Origin of the sequence: Gordonia soli NBRC 108243 (assembly GCF_000334455.1) — a bacterium.
GTDB lineage: Bacteria > Actinomycetota > Actinomycetes > Mycobacteriales > Mycobacteriaceae > Gordonia > Gordonia soli.
The window spans coordinates 89,593-107,593 of record NZ_BANX01000030.1 but is presented as its reverse complement, the minus strand read 5'-3'; the positions used below and the strand labels follow the sequence as shown (position 1 = coordinate 107,593).

General features: G+C 68.7%; 15 protein-coding genes. 11 read left to right on the top strand and 4 right to left on the bottom strand.

Going from position 1 to position 18,001, the window contains the following annotated elements:
* Positions 1-46: 46 nt before the first annotated feature.
* Positions 47-1,261 (top strand): NAD(P)/FAD-dependent oxidoreductase, encoded by a 1,215-nt coding sequence (locus GS4_RS19210; protein ID WP_007623650.1) that lies wholly within the window; start codon positions 47-49, stop codon positions 1,259-1,261.
* Positions 1,258-2,154: an RNA polymerase sigma-70 factor gene (locus GS4_RS19205; protein WP_007623648.1), complete on the top strand. Its 897-nt coding sequence runs from the start codon at positions 1,258-1,260 to the stop codon at positions 2,152-2,154. The genes GS4_RS19210 and GS4_RS19205 overlap by 4 nt, the downstream gene beginning before the upstream one ends.
* Before the next feature lie 21 nt (positions 2,155-2,175).
* Here the strand turns inward: GS4_RS19205 and GS4_RS19200 are convergent, their stop codons facing one another.
* Positions 2,176-2,889 (bottom strand): TetR/AcrR family transcriptional regulator, encoded by a 714-nt coding sequence (locus GS4_RS19200; RefSeq protein ID WP_007623646.1) that lies wholly within the window; start codon positions 2,887-2,889, stop codon positions 2,176-2,178.
* Positions 2,890-3,012: 123 nt separating this feature from the next.
* Between GS4_RS19200 and GS4_RS19195 the strand changes: the two genes are divergently transcribed.
* Both GS4_RS19195 and GS4_RS19190 read left to right on the top strand, forming a co-directional pair.
* Positions 3,013-3,465, top strand: coding sequence for a nitroreductase/quinone reductase family protein (locus tag GS4_RS19195; protein ID WP_040511111.1), 453 nt, complete (start codon positions 3,013-3,015; stop codon positions 3,463-3,465).
* Between the two features lie 90 nt (positions 3,466-3,555).
* Positions 3,556-5,019, top strand: coding sequence for a DNA polymerase IV (locus GS4_RS19190; RefSeq protein WP_007623642.1), 1,464 nt, complete (start codon positions 3,556-3,558; stop codon positions 5,017-5,019).
* 25 nt (positions 5,020-5,044) lie between these two features.
* Here GS4_RS19190 and GS4_RS19185 read toward each other — a convergent pair whose 3' ends face one another.
* Complete coding sequence (locus tag GS4_RS19185; protein ID WP_007623640.1) at positions 5,045-6,001, bottom strand: asparaginase; 957 nt, start codon at positions 5,999-6,001, stop codon at positions 5,045-5,047.
* A gap of 232 nt (positions 6,002-6,233) precedes the next feature.
* Between GS4_RS19185 and GS4_RS19180 the strand changes: the two genes are divergently transcribed.
* Positions 6,234-6,779 carry a WKL family lipoprotein gene (locus GS4_RS19180; RefSeq protein WP_007623638.1) on the top strand — a complete coding sequence of 182 codons (546 nt, stop codon included), beginning with the start codon at positions 6,234-6,236 and terminating at the stop codon, positions 6,777-6,779.
* A gap of 136 nt (positions 6,780-6,915) precedes the next feature.
* On the opposite strand, the gene GS4_RS19175 is transcribed toward GS4_RS19180, so the two are convergent.
* On the bottom strand, positions 6,916-7,998 hold the full coding sequence (locus GS4_RS19175) for a hypothetical protein (RefSeq protein WP_245555769.1): 1,083 nt from the start codon (positions 7,996-7,998) through the stop codon (positions 6,916-6,918).
* A gap of 24 nt (positions 7,999-8,022) precedes the next feature.
* On the opposite strand from GS4_RS19175, the gene lspA reads away from it, so the two are divergent.
* The 5 genes from lspA (at position 8,023) to GS4_RS19150 (ending at position 15,326) form a co-directional block, all read left to right on the top strand.
* Positions 8,023-8,667: a signal peptidase II gene (gene lspA / locus GS4_RS19170; protein ID WP_007623627.1), complete on the top strand. Its 645-nt coding sequence runs from the start codon at positions 8,023-8,025 to the stop codon at positions 8,665-8,667.
* Positions 8,660-9,586: an RluA family pseudouridine synthase gene (locus GS4_RS19165; protein WP_007623625.1), complete on the top strand. Its 927-nt coding sequence runs from the start codon at positions 8,660-8,662 to the stop codon at positions 9,584-9,586. Before lspA ends, GS4_RS19165 begins: the two co-directional genes overlap by 8 nt.
* A gap of 81 nt (positions 9,587-9,667) precedes the next feature.
* Positions 9,668-10,900, top strand: a complete 1,233-nt coding sequence (locus tag GS4_RS19160) for a serine/threonine-protein kinase (protein ID WP_245555768.1) — start codon at positions 9,668-9,670, stop codon at positions 10,898-10,900.
* Positions 10,901-11,306: 406 nt separating this feature from the next.
* Positions 11,307-14,849: a DNA polymerase III subunit alpha gene (gene dnaE, locus GS4_RS19155; protein ID WP_007623622.1), complete on the top strand. Its 3,543-nt coding sequence runs from the start codon at positions 11,307-11,309 to the stop codon at positions 14,847-14,849.
* 204 nt (positions 14,850-15,053) lie between these two features.
* The gene (locus tag GS4_RS19150; RefSeq protein ID WP_007623619.1) at positions 15,054-15,326 is read left to right on the top strand and encodes a hypothetical protein; all 273 of its coding nucleotides are present in this window, start codon (positions 15,054-15,056) and stop codon (positions 15,324-15,326) included.
* Here the strand turns inward: GS4_RS19150 and GS4_RS19145 are convergent.
* Entirely contained in the window at positions 15,269-16,252 is a 984-nt protein-coding gene (locus tag GS4_RS19145; RefSeq protein ID WP_007623618.1) for an SMP-30/gluconolactonase/LRE family protein, read from the bottom strand. The genes GS4_RS19150 and GS4_RS19145 overlap by 58 nt on opposite strands.
* 264 nt (positions 16,253-16,516) lie before the next feature.
* Here GS4_RS19145 and ilvA point away from each other — a divergent pair, with 264 nt between their 5' ends.
* A complete protein-coding gene (ilvA, locus tag GS4_RS19140) occupies positions 16,517-17,899 on the top strand; it encodes a threonine ammonia-lyase IlvA (protein WP_040511106.1) in 1,383 nt (460 codons plus the stop codon).
* Positions 17,900-18,001 lie beyond the last annotated feature (102 nt).

Sequence of the window (18,001 nt, the reverse complement as noted above, 5' to 3'; positions counted from 1 at the left end):
GGGCCACCCGGTGTCTTCATGGTGTCCACGATCGAAGGAGGAGACCATGAGCACACCCAGGATCGGTCCAGCAGTCGGAACCGACCGCAATGCCGTCGTCGTGATCGGCGGTGGATATGCAGGCACGCTGGCAGCCAACCGGCTGTGCGGGCGTGAGGACGTCGATGTGACCGTGGTGAACCCCCGACCACACTTCGTCGAGCGGATCCGGTTGCACCAGTTGGTCGCCGACACGGGCAGCGCCGAAGTGGACTACGAGTCGGTGCTGAACCCGCGGATTCGCCTGGTCGTCGACTCCGCGATCCGCATCGACCGGACGGCGGGTGTCGTGGAACTCGCCTCGGGCGAGCGGGTCGCGTTCGACCAGGTGATCTACGCGGTGGGCAGCCGCAGCGCCGTGCCGGATCTGCCCGGCGCCGCAGAGCACGCCTGTCCGCTCGCCGAGTGGGAGGACGCGCAGCGGTTGCGGGATCGACTCGCCGCGCGGCCCGGCGGGATGATCACCATCGTCGGTGGCGGGGTCACCGGTATCGAGGCGGCCGCCGAGTTCGCGGAGGCAGGCCATCGTGTCCGATTGATCAGCAGCGGGCCGGTAGGCGGTGCCCTGAGCCTCGGCGGCCGGAAGTCGGTGGTCGGAACCCTGACCCGGCTCGGCGTAGAGGTCGTCGCCGACACCGACGTCGTCGAGGTGCAGGCCGATGCCGTGATCACGACCTCGCGAACGGACGGGATGCGCATGCGGCTGGCATCGGACACCACGGTCCTGACCGCGGGTTTCACGGTGCCGACTCTTGCCGCCGACAGCGGACTCGCGGTCGACGCGGTCGGGCGTCTGCTTGCCGACGAGACCCTCACCAGCGTCGACGACCCGCGGATTGTCGGGGCGGGGGACGCGGCGTCGCCGTCGGGTCACGCTCTGCGGATGAGCTGTCAGGCCGCGATGCCACTCGGTGCGCACGCCGCGGGTGTGGTGGCCGCGCATCTGGACGGGGTGGCCGCGGCCCCGATCGATGCGGCGTTCGTCGGACACTGTGTGAGCTTGGGACGCCGACGCGGGATCGTCCAGTTCGCCCGACTCGACGACACCCCGATCCGGGTGTTTGTGCCCGGCCGCCTGGGCGCACGCCTCAAGGAGACGGTCTGCAGCGCCACGGTCGGGGCGTTGCGTAAGGAGGGGCGTAAGCCGGGCTCCTATCGCGGACTGCCACGCAAGCGGGACGTCGCCGCACTGGGCGACGTCGTGGAGCCGGCGCGTCGATGACGGTCGGAGAGGCGCACGCACGCCAGTTCACCGAACTCCGTCCGCTGCTCTTCACGGTCGCCTACGAGATCCTCGGCTCGGCGTCCGAGGCGGAGGACGTCTTGCAGGAGAGCTATCTACGGTGGGCGGGCGTCGATCTCGCCGGTGTGGATGACCCGCGGGCGTATCTCGCGACGGTCGTCACCCGACAGTCGCTGAACACGCTGCGAGCCGCGGCCCGACGACGAGAGCAGTACGTCGGGCCGTGGCTTCCCGAACCGATCCTCTTGGCGCCCGACGATCCGGCCCGGGACGCGGAACTGGCCGAGTCCGTCTCCACGGCATTGTTGCTCGTCCTCGAGACACTCGGCCCGGACGAACGTGCGGTCTTCGTGCTCCGTGAGGTGTTCGGGTTCGAGCACTCCGAGATCGCCACGATCGTCGGGAAGTCGTCGGCGGCGGTGCGTCAGATCGCTCACCGCGCACGTGAACACGTCCACGCGCGACGCCGCCGGTTCGATCCGGTCGATGCCGACCGAGCGGCGACCATCACCACCGAGTTCCTGACCGCTGCGGCGACCGGCGATCTCGAGGGACTCATGACGATGCTCGCCCCCGACGTCGTGTACACCGCCGACAGCGACGGCAAGGCGAGCGCGGCCCGACGGCCGGTGCGTGGTGCGCAGAACGTCGGCAAGCTGTTCGTCGGCATGGTCCGTCTGATGACCCAGGGGGAGATCCGGCTGGAGCCGCGGATGTTCAACGGCTCGGCGGGCGTGGTGCTGTACCTGGACGACCGGGTGGAAGGCGTGCTGATCACCGACGTCGTCGGCGACCGCATCGCCGCCATCTATGTCATGCGCAACCCCGACAAGCTCGCCGGCATCGACACTCCGCGCCGGATCGGGCGCTGACCAGCACGTGCGTCACATGCGTCACGCGCGAAAGACCGAGTCCAGCAGGATGCCCAGCTGGGTGTCGAACAGCCCCGCCGGATCGTGGAAGGTGTCCTGACCGTAGGCGCCGAACACCTCTTGGCCTATCAGACCGATCACCCCGGCCCACAGCAGGACGGCGTGCGCGAGCTGCCCGTCGGACAGCGCGGGGCAGATCTCGTCGCGCAGTACGTCGAAGTCGCGGGTGGTGACGTCGGAGACCGGGGTCTCGCGGGCCGGCAGTGCGCCGCTCCTGGCCGCTGCGTCGAGGTCGGCGAGGAGCATCGTGGTGACCCGAGTGCCCGGCCCGACGGTCCGCTCCGGCGGTGCCTGGTACCCGGGCACAGGGCTGCCGTAGAGCAGTGCGAATCGCTCGGGATTGGCCACCGCCCACTGCCGCACCGCCCGGGCAACCTCCTGTGCGCGTCGGCGATGGACGTCGTCGGACATCACGGTTCCGAGTGCCTCGACGGCGGTGGTGACCTCGTCTGCCAGGTCGTCGTAGCCCTCGACCAGCAGGCGTGTCAGCAGCTCGTCGCGACTGTCTACGTATCGGTAGATCGCCGACGACACCATGCCGAGGTCGCGGGCGACCGCGCGCAGGGAGATCGCCGCGGCCCCGTAGCTGGCCAGATGCGCGCGTCCGACCTCGAGGATCTCGGCTTCGGTGCGTCGTCTGCGTTCGGCACGGGAGAGTCCGTCATCGGTCGCCATGGCGACATCGTAGGCGAAATGTGAGCACTGCTCTTGCTTTTGCGCGCCGCGTGGCGCACACTCGATAAAGAGAGAGCAGTGCTCTCGTATCTCGTCAACAACCCCGCGGAGGAGAGGCCCATCATGAACGCCACCGACTACCGAGCACCCGCCAACGGCGTGGAGAACGTATTCAACCGGGCGGTGCGCTGGCTCACCGACCGTGGGGTCAACCTGGCCGGGGCGCAGACCCTCACGGTGACCGGCCGGGTGTCCGGCACCCCGCAGCGGATCCCGGTGAATCCGTTGCAGATCGACGGCCACGAGTACTTGGTCTCTCCGCGGGGGAACACCCAGTGGTCGCGCAATGCGCGCGCCGTCCCGACGGCCGAGCTACGCCGGGGCCGTCGGGTCCGTGCCGTCCGCCTCGCCGAGATCGCCGTCGATCAGCGAGCACCGATCATCCGCACCTATCTGGACAAGTGGGGATGGGAGGTCGGTCGGCTGCTCCCCGAGGGACTCGGTGTCGACCCCACCGATGACGAACTGGCCCGCCACATCGCCGACCTCCCGGTGTTCGAGATCCACGCGGCCTGAGACGACGGTGGACCGGAGGAGTCGGCGGCGCGGTTTAGCATCACTGATGTGACATCCGCCGACCCTCGTGAGCGCAGCTCACGGTGGGTGATGCATCTCGACATGGACGCGTTCTTCGCGTCGGTGGAGCAACTCACCCGCCCCACGCTGCGCGATCGCCCGGTGTTGGTCGGTGGTACCGGCGGACGCGGAGTGGTCGCGGGCGCGAGTTATGAGGCCCGCGTCTTCGGTGCCCGATCGGCGATGCCGATGCACCAGGCCCGACGGCTCGTGGGAGCGGGTGCTGTGGTGCTGCCCCCGCGGGGCGGTCTGTATCGGGTGGTCAGTGCGCGGATCTTCGAGGTCGTGCGGGAGTCGGTGCCGGTGATCGAGATGTTGTCGTTCGACGAGGCCTTCGGTGAGCCGGCCGAGCTCGCCGGTGCCGATCTGGCCACGGTCACCGAGTTCGCCCAGCACATCCGCCGACGAATCCGGACCGAGACCGGTCTCGCCGCATCGGTGGGCCTCGGCAGTGGCAAGCAGATCGCCAAGATCGCCTCCGGTCTGGCGAAACCCGATGGGGTGATGGCGATCCCGCCCAGCCGCGAACTGACCTTCCTCCACGAGTTGCCGGTGCGCAAGCTCTGGGGGATCGGTCCCGTCTCCGGCGATCGGCTGCATCGACTCGGCGTCGAGACGATCGGTGATCTCGCCGCCATGTCCGACGTCGAGGTGGCATCCGTGCTCGGTTCGACGATCGGCCCCTCGTTGCACCTGCTCGCCCAGGGTGTCGACGACCGGCCGGTGGCAGAGCGGGCGTCGGCGAAGCAGATCAGCGCGGAGACGACCTTCGCGCGGGACATCATCGACATGTCGGGGCTGCGTCCGGCCATCGGACGCTCTGCCGGGGATGCCCATCGCCGCCTGCTCGCCGATGGCCGAGGGGCGCGCACCATCGTGGTCAAGATGAAGCGCGCAGACATGTCGGTGTTGACGCGCTCGGCGACACTGCCTGCGGCGACCACGGACCTCGACGTGTTGACCGCGGCTGCCCAGCGGCTCGCGCTCGATCCGCTGAGCGTCGGACCCATCCGGCTGGTCGGGGTCGGCTACTCGGGGTTGAGCACGGTCGAGCAGTTCACGTTGTTCGGGGAGCCGGATCCGGACCCGGTCCCGGCCGACTCCGCGGTGGCCGATCCGGTCACCGCCGACGCCGCGCTCGGGGCGGTCGACGAGCCATCGGGGTCCGAGCCCGTGCGGGACGGTACGACCACCGGATGGAGCACCGGGGTCGACGTCCGCCATCCCGAGCACGGACACGGATGGGTGCAGGGTGCGGGCCATGGTGTCGTCACCGTGCGGTTCGAGACGCGCACCACCGGGCCCGGCCGAGCGGTCACCGTGGCGATGACCGATCCTGAACTGCGCGTGGGTGATCCGCTGGACAGCCTCGATTGGGATCCCGCCGACCTGTCGGCGGCCGATGACCAGGCCGACGTCTCGGCGGTGGACGACCGGGGCGCGACATCGGGAGTCGTGGTCGCCGCTGCTGACCCGGACGTCGGCGCCGAATAGGCGCGCGATCGACGCCGGTCGAACGTCAGTCCCCGGGGGCCGTCCGTGCGAAGAAGTCGGCGATGTCCGCGGTGGCCCCACCCGCGGCCACCAGGAGCATGAGGACGATCCGCGCCTGCGGGGCGCGCAACCATTCGGACACGATGGCGCCGGCCCGCACCAGGTCGACTGCGCCGCCGCCGCCGCCGTAGGTCGGTACCACTGCCCCGTGTGGGACGCGCGAGGTCACGATCACCGGCGTCCCACCACGGATCGCGCGGGAGATCTCGGCGGCGATGTCGGGATGGGTGTTGCCCGACCCGGTGGCCGACACCACCACCCCCGCGGTGTTCTGGGCGAGGGCGGCGGCGATGACCCCGGGGGCGATGCCGGGGTACAGGGCCACCAGGTCGACCCGCGGCAGCGACGCCGAGGCCGGTGGAAACGGCAGTGTCGGCCGTCCCAGCGTCGGATGGATGGTCTCGAACGCCTCCAGTGCGGTGGTGGAGCTCTTGAAGAGACCGCGCGCCGGGAGCACCCGACCGCCCATGGTCACCAGCACGCCGCGCCCGCGTGACGCCGGGTCGGCGGCGACCCGCACCGCGTCGGCGAGGTTGGCCGGGCCATCGGGTTCGGCTGCATCCGCCGGTCGCTGAGCCCCGGTGAAGACGACCGGTCGGACATCGGTGTGGAGCACGTCGACCAGAACCGCCGACTCCTCCATGGTGTCGGTGCCATGGGTGACCACGACTCCCGCTACCGTCGGATCCGACAGGGCGTCGGCGACGGCACGTGCGATCCGCAGCTGATCGACCGGGGTCAGCGCGGAGCTGTCCACCGCGAACAGGTCGACGGTTCGGAGGACGTGTCGATCCTGTGTCGAGTCGCGTGTCGCGGCCGAGACCAGCTGTGCTGAACCGACACTCGGGACCGCTCCGTCGTCGGTGGCCGTGGCGGCGATGGTCCCGCCGGTGGAGATCACCACGATGTTCGTGCTCGTCATGGTGAACCAGCGTCGTCGGCGCCGGCGGGCATCGCAACTGCTCGACCATGAGGGTTCACCGTGGTCGGCGCACTCTGTGCTGAGTCTGAGGACTCGCTGAGGAGGTTGGGCGGTTGTGCGTCCTTTTGGCATAGTGGGTTGTGCTCAGGCGCCCAGGGGAGTCTGCCGGGCCGACGAAATGCCTGGTCCGCAGCGCAGAACCGCGCTCGACAAACGACAGTGAGGGAGATCTGTGAAGTACCCGAAGATCGTTACGGCCGCGATGATCGCGGCAGCAGTGACGTCGTTGGCGGCGTGTGGCAGCGATGACGGCGGTGACGCTCCGCCGTTGCCCACCACGACCGCCGCGTCGGCATCCGCATCCGGTGGTGCTTCGGGTGGTAGCGATACGGATCTGACCGACGCCAAGAAGCGTCCGGGTGTCGCCGCGCTGAACGACATGCTCGACAAGGCGCTGGACCCGAATGTGCCGAACAGCCAGAAGACCCAGCTGGTGGAGGGGTCGAGTGCCGACCCCGAGATCTTCGACAAGCTGGTCGCGGCGAAGAAGGAAAACCCGGGCGTGACTTACAAGATCATCCCGCCGGTGATCCCGGCCGGCCCGAACAAGGCCAAGGTGAAGGTGCAGGTCAAGCTGCCCGACAACCCGCCGGCGAACCTGGAGGCGGGCATCACCTACTCGCAGGGGCGGTGGAAGCTCTCCAAGGACACCGTGTGCCCGCTCATCACCACCAACGGTGTGAAGAGCGCGATGTGCCCGGCGCCCGCGTCGAACTGACGTAGCAGCCGCACAGATTCTCGGGCCGTCACCCTCGCAGGGTGGCGGCCCGAAGTCGTACCTGGTTGCCGATCGAGACGGTGCGACCGGGGCCGGCACCTGAGACCTGCTGCTGCCGATGCCCCGGGGGCCGACCTCACCGCCAGGTCATCGAGAAGCCGGTCTGCTGGATCAGCGGCTGGTTCGCGTCGGCGCCGACGAGTTCGCGGGCCCCGTCCATGCGGAGTTCGCCGGCCACCGGGAGCACGCGTGCGAGGTCGACGGTGACCGACCCGGTCCCCGACATCGAATAGCGGCTGATGGTCAGGGTCTTGTTGGTGCCCGGGATGGAGAACACCGAGTCCACCGGTTCCTCGTCGACCGAGATGTCGATCTGCGCCCGGCCGTCGGCGACCGATCGCAGGGTCGCGTCGATCGTCTGGACCACGGTCGCCGCCGAGCTGATGGTCCGACGGATCTGCCAGCGCGCTCCGGGCGCGATGGGCTCGGTGGGCAGCGCCACCGACTTCTGCAACGACTGGACCAATGACTGTTCGATCGCCGATCGGGCTTCGGAGCCGGCCTCGGCAGCGGGGATCAGACGCAACGAGATGGGGCTGGAGCCCGGGCCGATCGCGAGACCGGCCGCGGACCCGTCCACCGGACGGAGTTGGTCGTCGAGGACGACATCGGGCGAGGTGGCCCGCCCCAGCGTCATCTCCAGGTCGGTGTTGTCGGTGCAGTGCATCTGCGCGGTCAGCGGCAGCTCGACCGTCTGGGCGTCGCGGGCGCCGGCCGAGGCGACGGACGAGGTGGTGACCAGGGTGACCCGCTGTGGTGTGCGCCGGTCGGGTTCGGCGGCGAGGACCTGCGCCGGGCCGGATCCCTTGTCGCTCACGACCACTTGGGCGGGCGGGATCGGCAGCAGGTTGACCCCCGGCTTGCCCGCGGTGGTGTCGGTGGCGCATCCGGCGGAGGTGTCGCTCCCGCTGGACGCCGCGGAGGAGTCGTCGTCACCCGATCCGCACGCCGACAGCATGGTCACGCACGCCACGGCTGCGGCGAGCGGGCCGAGCAGTCGACCCGATCGGCGATGCCGCGACGACCTGCGCGAGCATGCGGCCTCACGCCCGGCAGGGGCCGCCAATGCGAGCACGGCGGGGGCCGACGGGATGAGCGCAGCGGGGGCCGACGGGATGAGCGCAGCGGGGGACACGGGTGAGGGCACGGCAGGGGACACGGCAGCCAGGGTATTGGAGCACTCATGGATGATGATGGGGTGGATGACGGAGCACAGCGCGGTTCGACGCCCGAGGCGGCCGACGCGCACGAACCGGCCGACGATGCGATCGATCCGGAGGTGACGCCGGACGGACCCGGCTCGCGACGCGTCGTCATCGGTACGTTGGCCGCGGTCGCGGCGACCGTGATCGGTCTCGACCTGCTGACCAAGACGCTGGCGGTACACCTGCTCGACCCGTTCCGCCCGATCGAGATCGTCGGCGACGCGATCACCCTTCGGCTCGTCCGCAACAGCGGCGCGGCGTTCTCGATGGCCTCGGGGTACACCTGGGTGCTGACGATCGTCGCCCTCGTGGTCGTCGGTGGGATCATCCGCTACAGCACCCGACTCCGGTCGTGGTGGTGGATCGCCGGTCTGGGGCTGGTCCTGGGCGGTGCGTGTGGCAATCTCGTCGACCGCCTCTTCCGTTCCCCGGGTGTGCTGCGCGGTCACGTGGTCGATTTCATCTCGGTGGGCTGGTGGCCGGTGTTCAACATCGCCGACTCGGCCGTGGTCTGCGGGGCCGTGCTCCTGGTCGCGCTCTCGCTGCTGGGGTACGAGTTCGACGGCACCCGCACCGGATTTGCGGCACGACGCCGTCCGACGACGGGGGAGCGCGATGCGTGAGTCACGCGAACTGCCGGTCCCAGACGGCGTGGACGGCATGCGACTGGACGCCGGTGTGTCCCGCATCCTGGGCCTATCGCGAACGGTGGTCGCCGGACTCGCCGACGACGGCGACGTGATGGTCGACGGTGCGGTGGCCGGGAAGTCGCACCGGCTGGCCGCCGGTAGTTGGTTGCACGTCACCCTGCCCGAGCCGGCCGAGCCGCTGCGGGTCGAGCCGACGCCGGTGGAGAATCTCGAAGTCATCTACCACGACTCCGACATCGTGGTCGTCGACAAGCCGGTCGGCGTCGCGGCCCATCCGTCCGTGGGGTGGACCGGGCCGACGGTGATCGGCGCGCTGGCCGCCGCGGGATTCCGCATCTCGACCTCGGGTGCCCATGAGCGACAAGGGATCGTGCACCGACTGGACGTCGGCACCTCCGGCGTGATGGTGGTGGCGGTGTCTGAACGGGCGTACACGGTGCTCAAGCGGGCATTCAAGCAGCGGACCGTCGACAAGGGTTACCACGCCCTGGTGCAGGGGCACCTGGATCCGTCGTCGGGGACCATCGACGCGCCGATCGGCAGGCATCGCGGCAGTGACTGGCGCTTCGCGGTGACCGCGAACGGCAAGCCCAGCATCACCCACTACGACACGCTCGAGATGTTCGCGTCGGCATCGCTGTTGTCGGTGCACCTCGAGACCGGTCGCACCCACCAGATCCGGGTTCACTTCTCGGCCATGCACCATCCGTGCTGTGGCGACCTGACCTATGGCGCCGACCCCGTGTTGGCGCAGCGACTCGGCCTGGAACGGCAGTGGCTGCACGCACGATCCCTGGGCTTCGCGCACCCGGCCGACGGCAGGCAGGTGGAGTTCTTCAGTTCGTATCCCGCGGACCTGCAGGCGGCGCTGGACGTGTTGCGCGAGGCCTGAGCGTCGGCCCGACGCGATAACCTGGTCGTCGGTGTCCGTCTCCGACGGTCGTCGATGAGGCGTTGGTTCTGGTGAACGGTTGTGAGCAGCAGCCGGTCGGGGGAAGGTGGTGTGGTGCTCAAGCCCGGTTCGTGGATCGCGGGGTATCGCATCGAGCGGACCCTCGGCAGCGGCGGCATGGGGTCGGTCTACCTGGCCAAGCATCCCGAGCTGCCGCGCTCGGACGCGCTCAAGGTGCTCAGCGAGTCGGTCGGGGCGACCGAACAGTTCCGGTTGCGCTTCCTCCGCGAGGCGGAGGTGGCCGCAGGCCTCGATCACCCGAACATCGTCACCATCTACAACCGGGGTCGTGCCGAGGTGCACTCGGGCGGCGACGGTCTGCTGTGGATCGCGATGCAGTACGTGCCGGGCAGCGACTGCGCCGCCGAGATCGATGCGGTGGGTCGCGGCCTGGATGCTCGTCGCGTCGTGCGGATCATCGCCGAGACCGCCCGCGGCGTCGACCACGCACACCGTCGCGGACTTCTGCACCGGGACATCAAACCGGCGAACATCCTCCTGTCCGAGATCGACGACGACGCCAGCTTTGACGACCAGCGGGTGCTGCTCACCGATTTCGGGGTCGCCAAGCCGACCGACGAGGTCGACAACCTCACGGCGGTCGGCACGGTGCTGGCAACCCTGTCGTATGCGTCACCGGAGCAGCTCCGCGGCGATGTCCTCGACCATCGCACCGACCAGTACTCGTTGGCCGCGACGGCCTTCCACCTCTTCACCGGGACGGTGCCCTTCGACCAGAAGGAGAGCGCGGCCGTCATCAGCGCTCACCTCACCGATCCCGTCCCGCGAGTGTCCACGCGGGTCGCCGGGCTGTCCCCGGCCGTCGACGCGGTGCTCGCCAAGGCGATGGCCAAGTCGCCCGCGGACCGGTTCTCGGGCTGCCGCGAGTTCTCCGACGCGCTGACGATGGCGGTACGTGGCGGCGGTACGGTCCGACCGTCGGTGGACGTCCCGGTCCAGCAGCCGCAGCACGGTGTGCAGCAGGGCGGTGTGATGGCCGGGCGGCAGAATGCGGGGCCGGCCGGTGTGCCGGGGATCGGAGTCCAGGGGATGGTCGGATCGCCGGTTCCGCAGCAGCCGCGTCATTCGGGGCCACACCTGCCCGCAGCGCATCTGACGTCCGGACCGAGCCTCCAGCACCACCAGACCGGCCCGCGTCCGGCGACCCAGTCCAACGCCGGGGTGGTCGCCATCCTGGTCGGCCTGGTGGTGGTCGCCGTCATCGTGCTCGTGTTCATCGTCGCGGCGCTCTGAGCCGAGCCCGGTCGCCCGGGCTGCGCTCCGATACGGCCGGGAGGTGGTCGCCGATGCGGTGATCTCTCCGGTCGGTCGGGGATGACGTCGATGCCAACCGACACGCCGGGGCGACACGCTGACGGTGTCCGCCTCGCCTGCCACATCTGTCACGCTTGCGTGTGGCGAGACCGTGCTGTCGGTGTCCCGGCCTACAGTGGACGGACTGCCGGTCTCATCGGACCGCGAGGTCCGAGTGCCGGTGGCCCACCGGGAGAACGCGCGTCGGAACCGCCCCACGTGACGGGTTCCCCGGGCGCCGCGAACCCGGCGAGGTAGACCCCTGCTGCCCGACCATGCGCAGTACCGCCCCGCCGACCCCCGAGACGCCCGCCCGAGCAGTTGCCGAGTCCCACCGAGAGGCACCGTGACCGATTCGTTCGTCCACCTGCACAACCACACCGAGTACTCGATGCTGGACGGTGCGGCGAAGGTGTCGCCGCTGTTCGCCGAGGCAAAGCGACTCGGGATGAGCGCGATCGGCATGACCGATCACGGGAACATGTTCGGCGCCAGCGAGTTCTACAACGCCGCGGTCAAACACGACATCACGCCGATCATCGGCATCGAGGCCTACATCGCGCCGGCGTCACGCTTCGACACCAAGCGCGTGCTGTGGGGCAGTCGGGAACAGAAGAGCGACGACGTGTCGGGTTCCGGCGCGTACACACACATGACCATGGTCGCGCGGAACGCGACCGGGCTGCGGAACCTGTTCAAGTTGTCCTCGCTGGCCTCGATCGAGGGTCAGCTGGGCAAGTGGTCGCGGATGGACGCCGAGCTGATCGCGGAGTACTCCGAGGGCATCATCGCGACGACCGGATGCCCGTCGGGAGAGGTGCAGACGCGCCTGCGGCTGGGACACGATCGCGAGGCCCTCGAGGCCGCGGCGAAGTGGCAGGAGATCTTCGGTAAGGACAACTTCTATCTCGAGGTGATGGAGCACGGCCTCGAGATCGAGCGTCGGGTCCGGGACGGCCTGCTCGAGGTCGGACGCAAGCTCGGCATCAAGCCGGTGGTGACCAACGACTGCCATTACGTGACCCGCGACCAGTCGACCTCGCACGAGGCCCTGCTGTGCGTGCAGACCGGCAAGACGCTCTCGGATCCGACGCGGTTCAAGTTCGACGGCGACGGCTATTACCTGAAGTCCGCGCAGGAGATGCGCGAGCTGTGGGATTCGGTGATCCCGGGCGCGTGCGACACCACCCTGGAGATCGCGGAGAAGGTCGAGAGCTACGCCGAGGTCTTCGACCACCGCGACCGGATGCCGGTGTTCCCGGTGCCGGAGGGCCATACGCAGCAGACGTGGCTGCGCAAGGAGGTCGCCGAGGGGCTGACCAGACGGTTCGCTGATCAGCCGGTGCCTGACGACTACCGTCGGCGTGCCGAGTACGAGCTCGACGTGATCATCGAGATGGGGTTCCCGGCCTACTTCCTGGTGGTCGGTGACCTGATCCGCCACGCGCACGAGGTGGGCATCCGGGTCGGACCGGGCCGTGGTTCGGCGGCCGGATCGTTGGTGGCATTCGCGTTGGGCATCACCAACATCGACCCGATCCCGCACGGTCTGCTGTTCGAGCGGTTCCTCAACCCCGAGCGCGTGTCGATGCCCGACATCGACATCGACTTCGACGACCGTCGGCGCGGCGACATGGTGCGGTACGCGACCGAGCGGTGGGGTAGTGACAAGGTCGCCCAGGTCATCACCTTCGGCACCATCAAGACCAAGGCCGCGATCAAGGACTCGGCGCGGGTCCAGTTCGGACAGCCGGGTTTCGCCATCGCGGACAAGATCACCAAGGCGCTGCCGCCGCCGATCATGGCCAAGGACATCTCGGTGGTCGGCATCACCGACCCCGACCACGAGCGTTTCGGCGAGGCGTCCGAGGTCCGGGCACTGATCGAGACCGATCCCGACGTGAAGCGCATCTACGACACAGCCCTCGGGCTGGAAGGCCTGATCCGCAACGCGGGTGTGCACGCCTGCGCGGTGATCATGTCCTCGGAACCGCTGACCGACGCGATCCCGGTGTGGAAGCGTGCCCAGGACGGCGCGATCATCACCGGCTGGGACTACCCGTCGTGCGAGGCCATCGGCCTGTTGAAGATGGACTTCCTCGGACTCCGCAACCTCACGGTCATCAACGACGCGCTGGAGAACATCCGTCTGAACCGAGGCATCGACCTCGACATGGACGAACTGCCCCTCGACGACACGACGACCTACGAGTTGCTCGCCCGCGGGCAGACCCTCGGCGTGTTCCAGCTCGACGGCGGGCCCATGCGTGAACTCCTGAAGCGTATGCAGCCCACCGCATTCGAGGACATCGTCGCCGTCGGCGCTCTCTACCGTCCCGGTCCGATGGGCATGAACGCCCACAACGACTACGCCGACCGCAAGAACGGTCGTCAGCAGGTCAAGCCGATCCACCCGGAGCTCGAAGAGCCGCTGAAGGAGATCCTCGCCGACACCTTCGGCCTGATCGTCTACCAAGAGCAGATCATGCAGATCGCGCAGAAGGTCGCCGGCTACTCGCTCGGCCGAGCCGACATCCTGCGCCGCGCGATGGGCAAGAAGAAGGCCGAGGTCCTCGCGAAGGAATTCGAGGGCTTCGAGGCCGGCATGAAGGACAACGGCTTCTCGACCAAGGCGATCAACGCACTCTGGGAGACCATCCTCCCGTTCGCCGGTTATGCGTTCAACAAGTCGCACGCCGCGGCCTACGGACTCGTCTCCTACTGGACGGCCTACCTCAAGGCGAACTATCCCGCCGAGTACATGGCGGGCCTGCTGACCTCGGTCGGCGACGACAAGGACAAAGCTGCGATCTACCTCGCCGACTGCCGGAAGATGGGCATCACGGTGCTCCCGCCGGACGTCAACGAGTCGCAGCGCAACTTCGCGGCCGTCGGCGGCGACATCCGCTTCGGGCTCGCCGCCGTGCGCAACGTCGGCACCGGCGTGGTGACGTCCATCCTCGCGGCGCGTGAGGACAAGGGGAAGTTCATCAGCTTCTCCGACTACCTGGGCAAGATCGATGTCACCGCGTGCAACAAGAAGGTGACCGAATCACTCATCAAATCCGGCGCATTCGACTCGCTGTCGCATCCGCGCAAGGGACTGTTCCTGGTTCATGCCGAGGCGGTCGACTCGGTCCTCGGTACCAAGAAGGCCGAGGCGATCGGTCAGTTCGATCTCTTCGGTGATGCCGGCGGTGCCGACGACACGATGGCCGAGGTGTTCGCCGTCAAGGTCCCCGACACCGAGTGGGATTCCAAACACAAACTCGCCTTGGAGCGAGAGATGTTGGGGCTCTACGTCTCCGGACATCCGCTCGGTGGGGTGGAGCACGCGCTTGCCGCCCAGACCGACACCAGCATCTCGTCGTTGCTGGAGGGTGAGGTCTCCGACGGCGCGCAGATCACCATCGGCGGCATCATCTCGTCGGTCAACCGTCGCGTGAACAAGAAGGGTGAGCCGTACGCGGTCGTCACGCTCGAGGACATGGTCGGTGGTGTCGAGGTCTATTTCTTCCCGCGTGCCTTCGCCGCGTATGGGCTCGACATCGTGGCCGACCAGATCGTGCTGGTGCGCGCTCGCGTGAATCTGCGCGACGACAGCATGATGATCAGCGCCAACGATCTGGCCGTGCCCGACCTGGCGACAGCCGGCAGCGCCAAGCCGGTGTCGTTGACCTTGACCGCCCGCCTGTGTACTCCCGACCGTGTGCAGGCGCTCAAGCAGGTGCTCACCCGGCATCCGGGGACCGCCGACGTCCACGTCACGTTGGTGTCCGACCAGCGGTCGACGCTCCTCACCCTGGCAGAGTCGCTGCGCGTCACGCCGAGTTCCGCGTTGATGGGCGACCTGAAGGCGCTGCTCGGACCAGGCTGTCTGACCGGTTGACCCTCGGTCGGCCATCGCCGACACCGGCAAACTCGACGTCCCGAACGGGCTGTTCAGCGGGCTTTGTGGCCACCCGGACGCAAAGTGTTCGGCTACCCGAACAATTCTTCTCCGGTTCAGCTACACTTGGTGTTCGTACGAGGCGAAGTCCGGGTGTCGATACACCGGTGACGCCGACACAGCCCGTCAGCTCGAGGAGGACCGATGACAGCTCTCATCGAACCCACTCCGATACGCCGGCGCGTCCCGGCCCCCGTGGTCGACGTCGCCGGCACCGACTGGCCGCGCCACAAGGTACTCGCGGTCGTCGCCGGACTCCTCGCTGCGCTTCTGACGCTGTCGGTAACCGGTTCCGGCCAGGTCACCATGTGGGTGACCGCCGTCGTCGTACTCGCCTTCTGGTGGGGCGACCGTATCCGTCAGGTCGTCGGCGACGCCGCGACCGCACCCCGGTCGAATCCGCCCGGGATCTCGTAGATCCGGCCGTCGAATCCGGCCCGGAACAGGCGCCCGGCCGAGAAGCCGCGCGTCCCGTTGCCGTAGCTGAGCACGCTCGACAGCGGAATGCCGCCGCCCAGTACGCAATAGCGTCCCGGTGACGTGATACGCACGATCTGGCCGGCGGTGTTGAACGGGACCACCGGACGATCCTGCGAATCCAGGGTGAGGCCGTCCGGCGCGGCAGCGGCATCCGCCCCACCGAGTGTCAGCAGGTTCTGTACCACCCGCGGATTGGCCGTCGAGATGCGACTGACGCCCGGGTTGACGAACGTCCGGGAGACGTACAGGTAGCGATCGCCGCGACCCAGGACCGCGCCGTTGGCACTGGGCAGTGCGCCCCACGCGGCGTTGACGGCACCGTTGGGTGCTACCCGGCCGATGAGGTTGCCGAAGTCGTTGGTGGCATACACGTTTCCACGTGCCGACACGTCGAGACCGTTTGCGGCACTCAATCCGCCCACCCACGGCCGGCTGGCGCCGGTGTTCGGGTTGATGCGCACGATGCCGGCGTGCCGCAGCGCGTCACCGACGATCACACGCGGGTCGGCGCCATATCCGGCGAGCAGTGTCCCGTCCGGAGTCCACGCGAGTGCGCCGCCACCCCCGGGGAGGCGGGTGATGGGTACGCCTGCGGAACCCGGTGCGGAGAAGCGGTAGACCCGGCCGCTGATGATGTCGGTGGTGTAGAGCCGACCCGATTTGTCGACCGTCAAGCCTTCGAGTGCCGCGCCGGGGACGGAGCCGACGAGGCGGGGTGCCTGACCGGCGCCCGGACAGACCGGCGCTGCACCCGCCGGAGCCTCGACCGCGGTGGCCAGTCCTGCGGTGAGAGCGACGCCTGCGGCGACGGCGACGGTCCGTGACCAGCGCCGGGGTCGATGGCGGGATGTCGGATCGGACATGGCGCGACCATCGGTGCCGATCGGAGTGCGGGTCGAAGTCGTTGTGCGCCGGAACATGTCGTCCTCCCGGGACTGGTGGGATCGAGGACGCCTCGGTGCGACGGGCTTGCTCGGGGCGTCGGCGTCGCTGACGAGCCGAGTCTATGTGCCACCGCAAGTGATTGCGCGATGTTCGGTTCGATCGTCGGGTTGGTCCGGTTCGCCGGTCTCGTCGACGATCGGCCGCAACTGCCGCCCGATCACCACATCGGGCGAGGTGAGACCATGGAGTTCGTGAGTACCTCCCACACGTCCGTCACCACCGGGCTCCCGCCGCTGACCGCTGCCGACGTCGACGCGGCTGCCGAGCGAATCGCCGCGGTGGTCCGACGAACCCCGCTGGAGCCGGCAGCGCGGGTGTCGGCGGCGGTCGGTGCGGACGTGTACCTCAAGCGCGAAGACCTGCAGACGGTGCGTTCGTACAAGATCCGCGGTGCGTACAACGTGATGGCGCAATTGTCGGAGGCCGACCGCGCCAACGGGGTGGTGGCGGCGAGCGCGGGCAATCACGCGCAGGGGGTCGCCTACGCCTGCCGCGTCATGGAGATCCCCGGTCGGATCTATGTGCCCACCACGACACCGAAGCAGAAGCGCGACCGGATCAGCTGGCACGGTGGCCATCATGTCGAGCTGATCGCGGTCGGAGAGACCTACGATGCCGCGGCAGCTGCTGCCCAGGCCGATGTCGTCCGGACCGGTGCGTCCTGGATTCACGCCTTCGACGACCCGCGGACCGCTGCCGGGCAGGGGACGATCGCCCACGAGATCGTCTCGGAGCTCGGGCGTGTGCCCGATGTCGTCGTGCTTCCGGTGGGTGGCGGCGGATGCCTCGCGGGCATCGCGACCTATCTGCGTGCACACGACGACAACGTCACCATCGTGGGAGTGGAGCCGACCGGTGCGGTGTCGCTGGCCGCGGCCTTGGCTGCCGGTCACCCGGTCACGCTCGACACCATCGACCCCTTCGTCGACGGCGCGGCCGTCAAGCGCATCGGTGGGCTCGGCCACGAGGTGATGGCGCGGATGGGGGCGACGATCACCGAGCACCCTGAGCTGGGTGCGTATGCATCGAGCAGCAAGGCCACGATCCTGCCTGCAGGCCGGGTGTCGCTCGCGCCGGGCTCGACCCACATCTCCCATGTCGACGAGGGCGCGATCTGTTCGACGATGTTGGAGCTGTACCAGAACGAGGGCATCATCGCCGAGCCGGCGGGGGCGCTCGCGGTGACCGGTCTGAGCGAGATAGAGCTCCCAGACGATGCCACTGTCGTGTGCCTCGTCTCCGGCGGCAACAACGACGTCTCCCGGTACGGCGAGATCATCGAGCGATCGTTGGTGCACCGGGGGCTCAAGCACTACTTCCTGGTGGACTTCCCACAGGAGCCAGGTGCCCTGCGCCGATTCCTCGACGAGGTGTTGGGCCCGGACGACGACGTCACGCTGTTCGAGTACGTGAAACGCAACAACCGTGAGACCGGCGCGGCGCTGGTTGGTGTGGAACTCGGTGTCCCGGAAGGCCTTGCGGGACTGCTCGAGCGGATGGCCGGCTCGCGGTTGCACTGCGAGCACCTACAGCCCGGCTCGCCGGCGTACAGCTACCTGACCTGATCGCTGCGTCTGGCACGTGACCCGGCGTGGGCGTGCGGCCCCACAAGGCATCGGAAGTTCCGGGATCGTCCGCCCGCCGACCCGATTCAGTTGTGCGCTCCG

What these genes read in the sequence shown, in the direction of transcription:
- ilvA (WP_040511106.1), top strand. Translation starts at nt 16,517, where the DNA reads ATGGAGTTCGTGAGTACCTCCCACACGTCCGTCACCACCGGGCTCCCG.
- GS4_RS19205 (WP_007623648.1), top strand. Translation starts at nt 1,258, where the DNA reads ATGACGGTCGGAGAGGCGCACGCACGCCAGTTCACCGAACTCCGTCCG.
- GS4_RS19190 (WP_007623642.1), top strand. Translation starts at nt 3,556, where the DNA reads ATGCATCTCGACATGGACGCGTTCTTCGCGTCGGTGGAGCAACTCACC.
- lspA (WP_007623627.1), top strand. Translation starts at nt 8,023, where the DNA reads ATGGATGATGATGGGGTGGATGACGGAGCACAGCGCGGTTCGACGCCC.
- GS4_RS19150 (WP_007623619.1), top strand. Translation starts at nt 15,054, where the DNA reads ATGACAGCTCTCATCGAACCCACTCCGATACGCCGGCGCGTCCCGGCC.
- GS4_RS19185 (WP_007623640.1), bottom strand. Translation starts at nt 6,001, where the DNA reads ATGACGAGCACGAACATCGTGGTGATCTCCACCGGCGGGACCATCGCC.
- GS4_RS19145 (WP_007623618.1), bottom strand. Translation starts at nt 16,252, where the DNA reads ATGTCCGATCCGACATCCCGCCATCGACCCCGGCGCTGGTCACGGACC.
- GS4_RS19200 (WP_007623646.1), bottom strand. Translation starts at nt 2,889, where the DNA reads ATGGCGACCGATGACGGACTCTCCCGTGCCGAACGCAGACGACGCACC.
- GS4_RS19165 (WP_007623625.1), top strand. Translation starts at nt 8,660, where the DNA reads ATGCGTGAGTCACGCGAACTGCCGGTCCCAGACGGCGTGGACGGCATG.
- GS4_RS19210 (WP_007623650.1), top strand. Translation starts at nt 47, where the DNA reads ATGAGCACACCCAGGATCGGTCCAGCAGTCGGAACCGACCGCAATGCC.
- GS4_RS19195 (WP_040511111.1), top strand. Translation starts at nt 3,013, where the DNA reads ATGAACGCCACCGACTACCGAGCACCCGCCAACGGCGTGGAGAACGTA.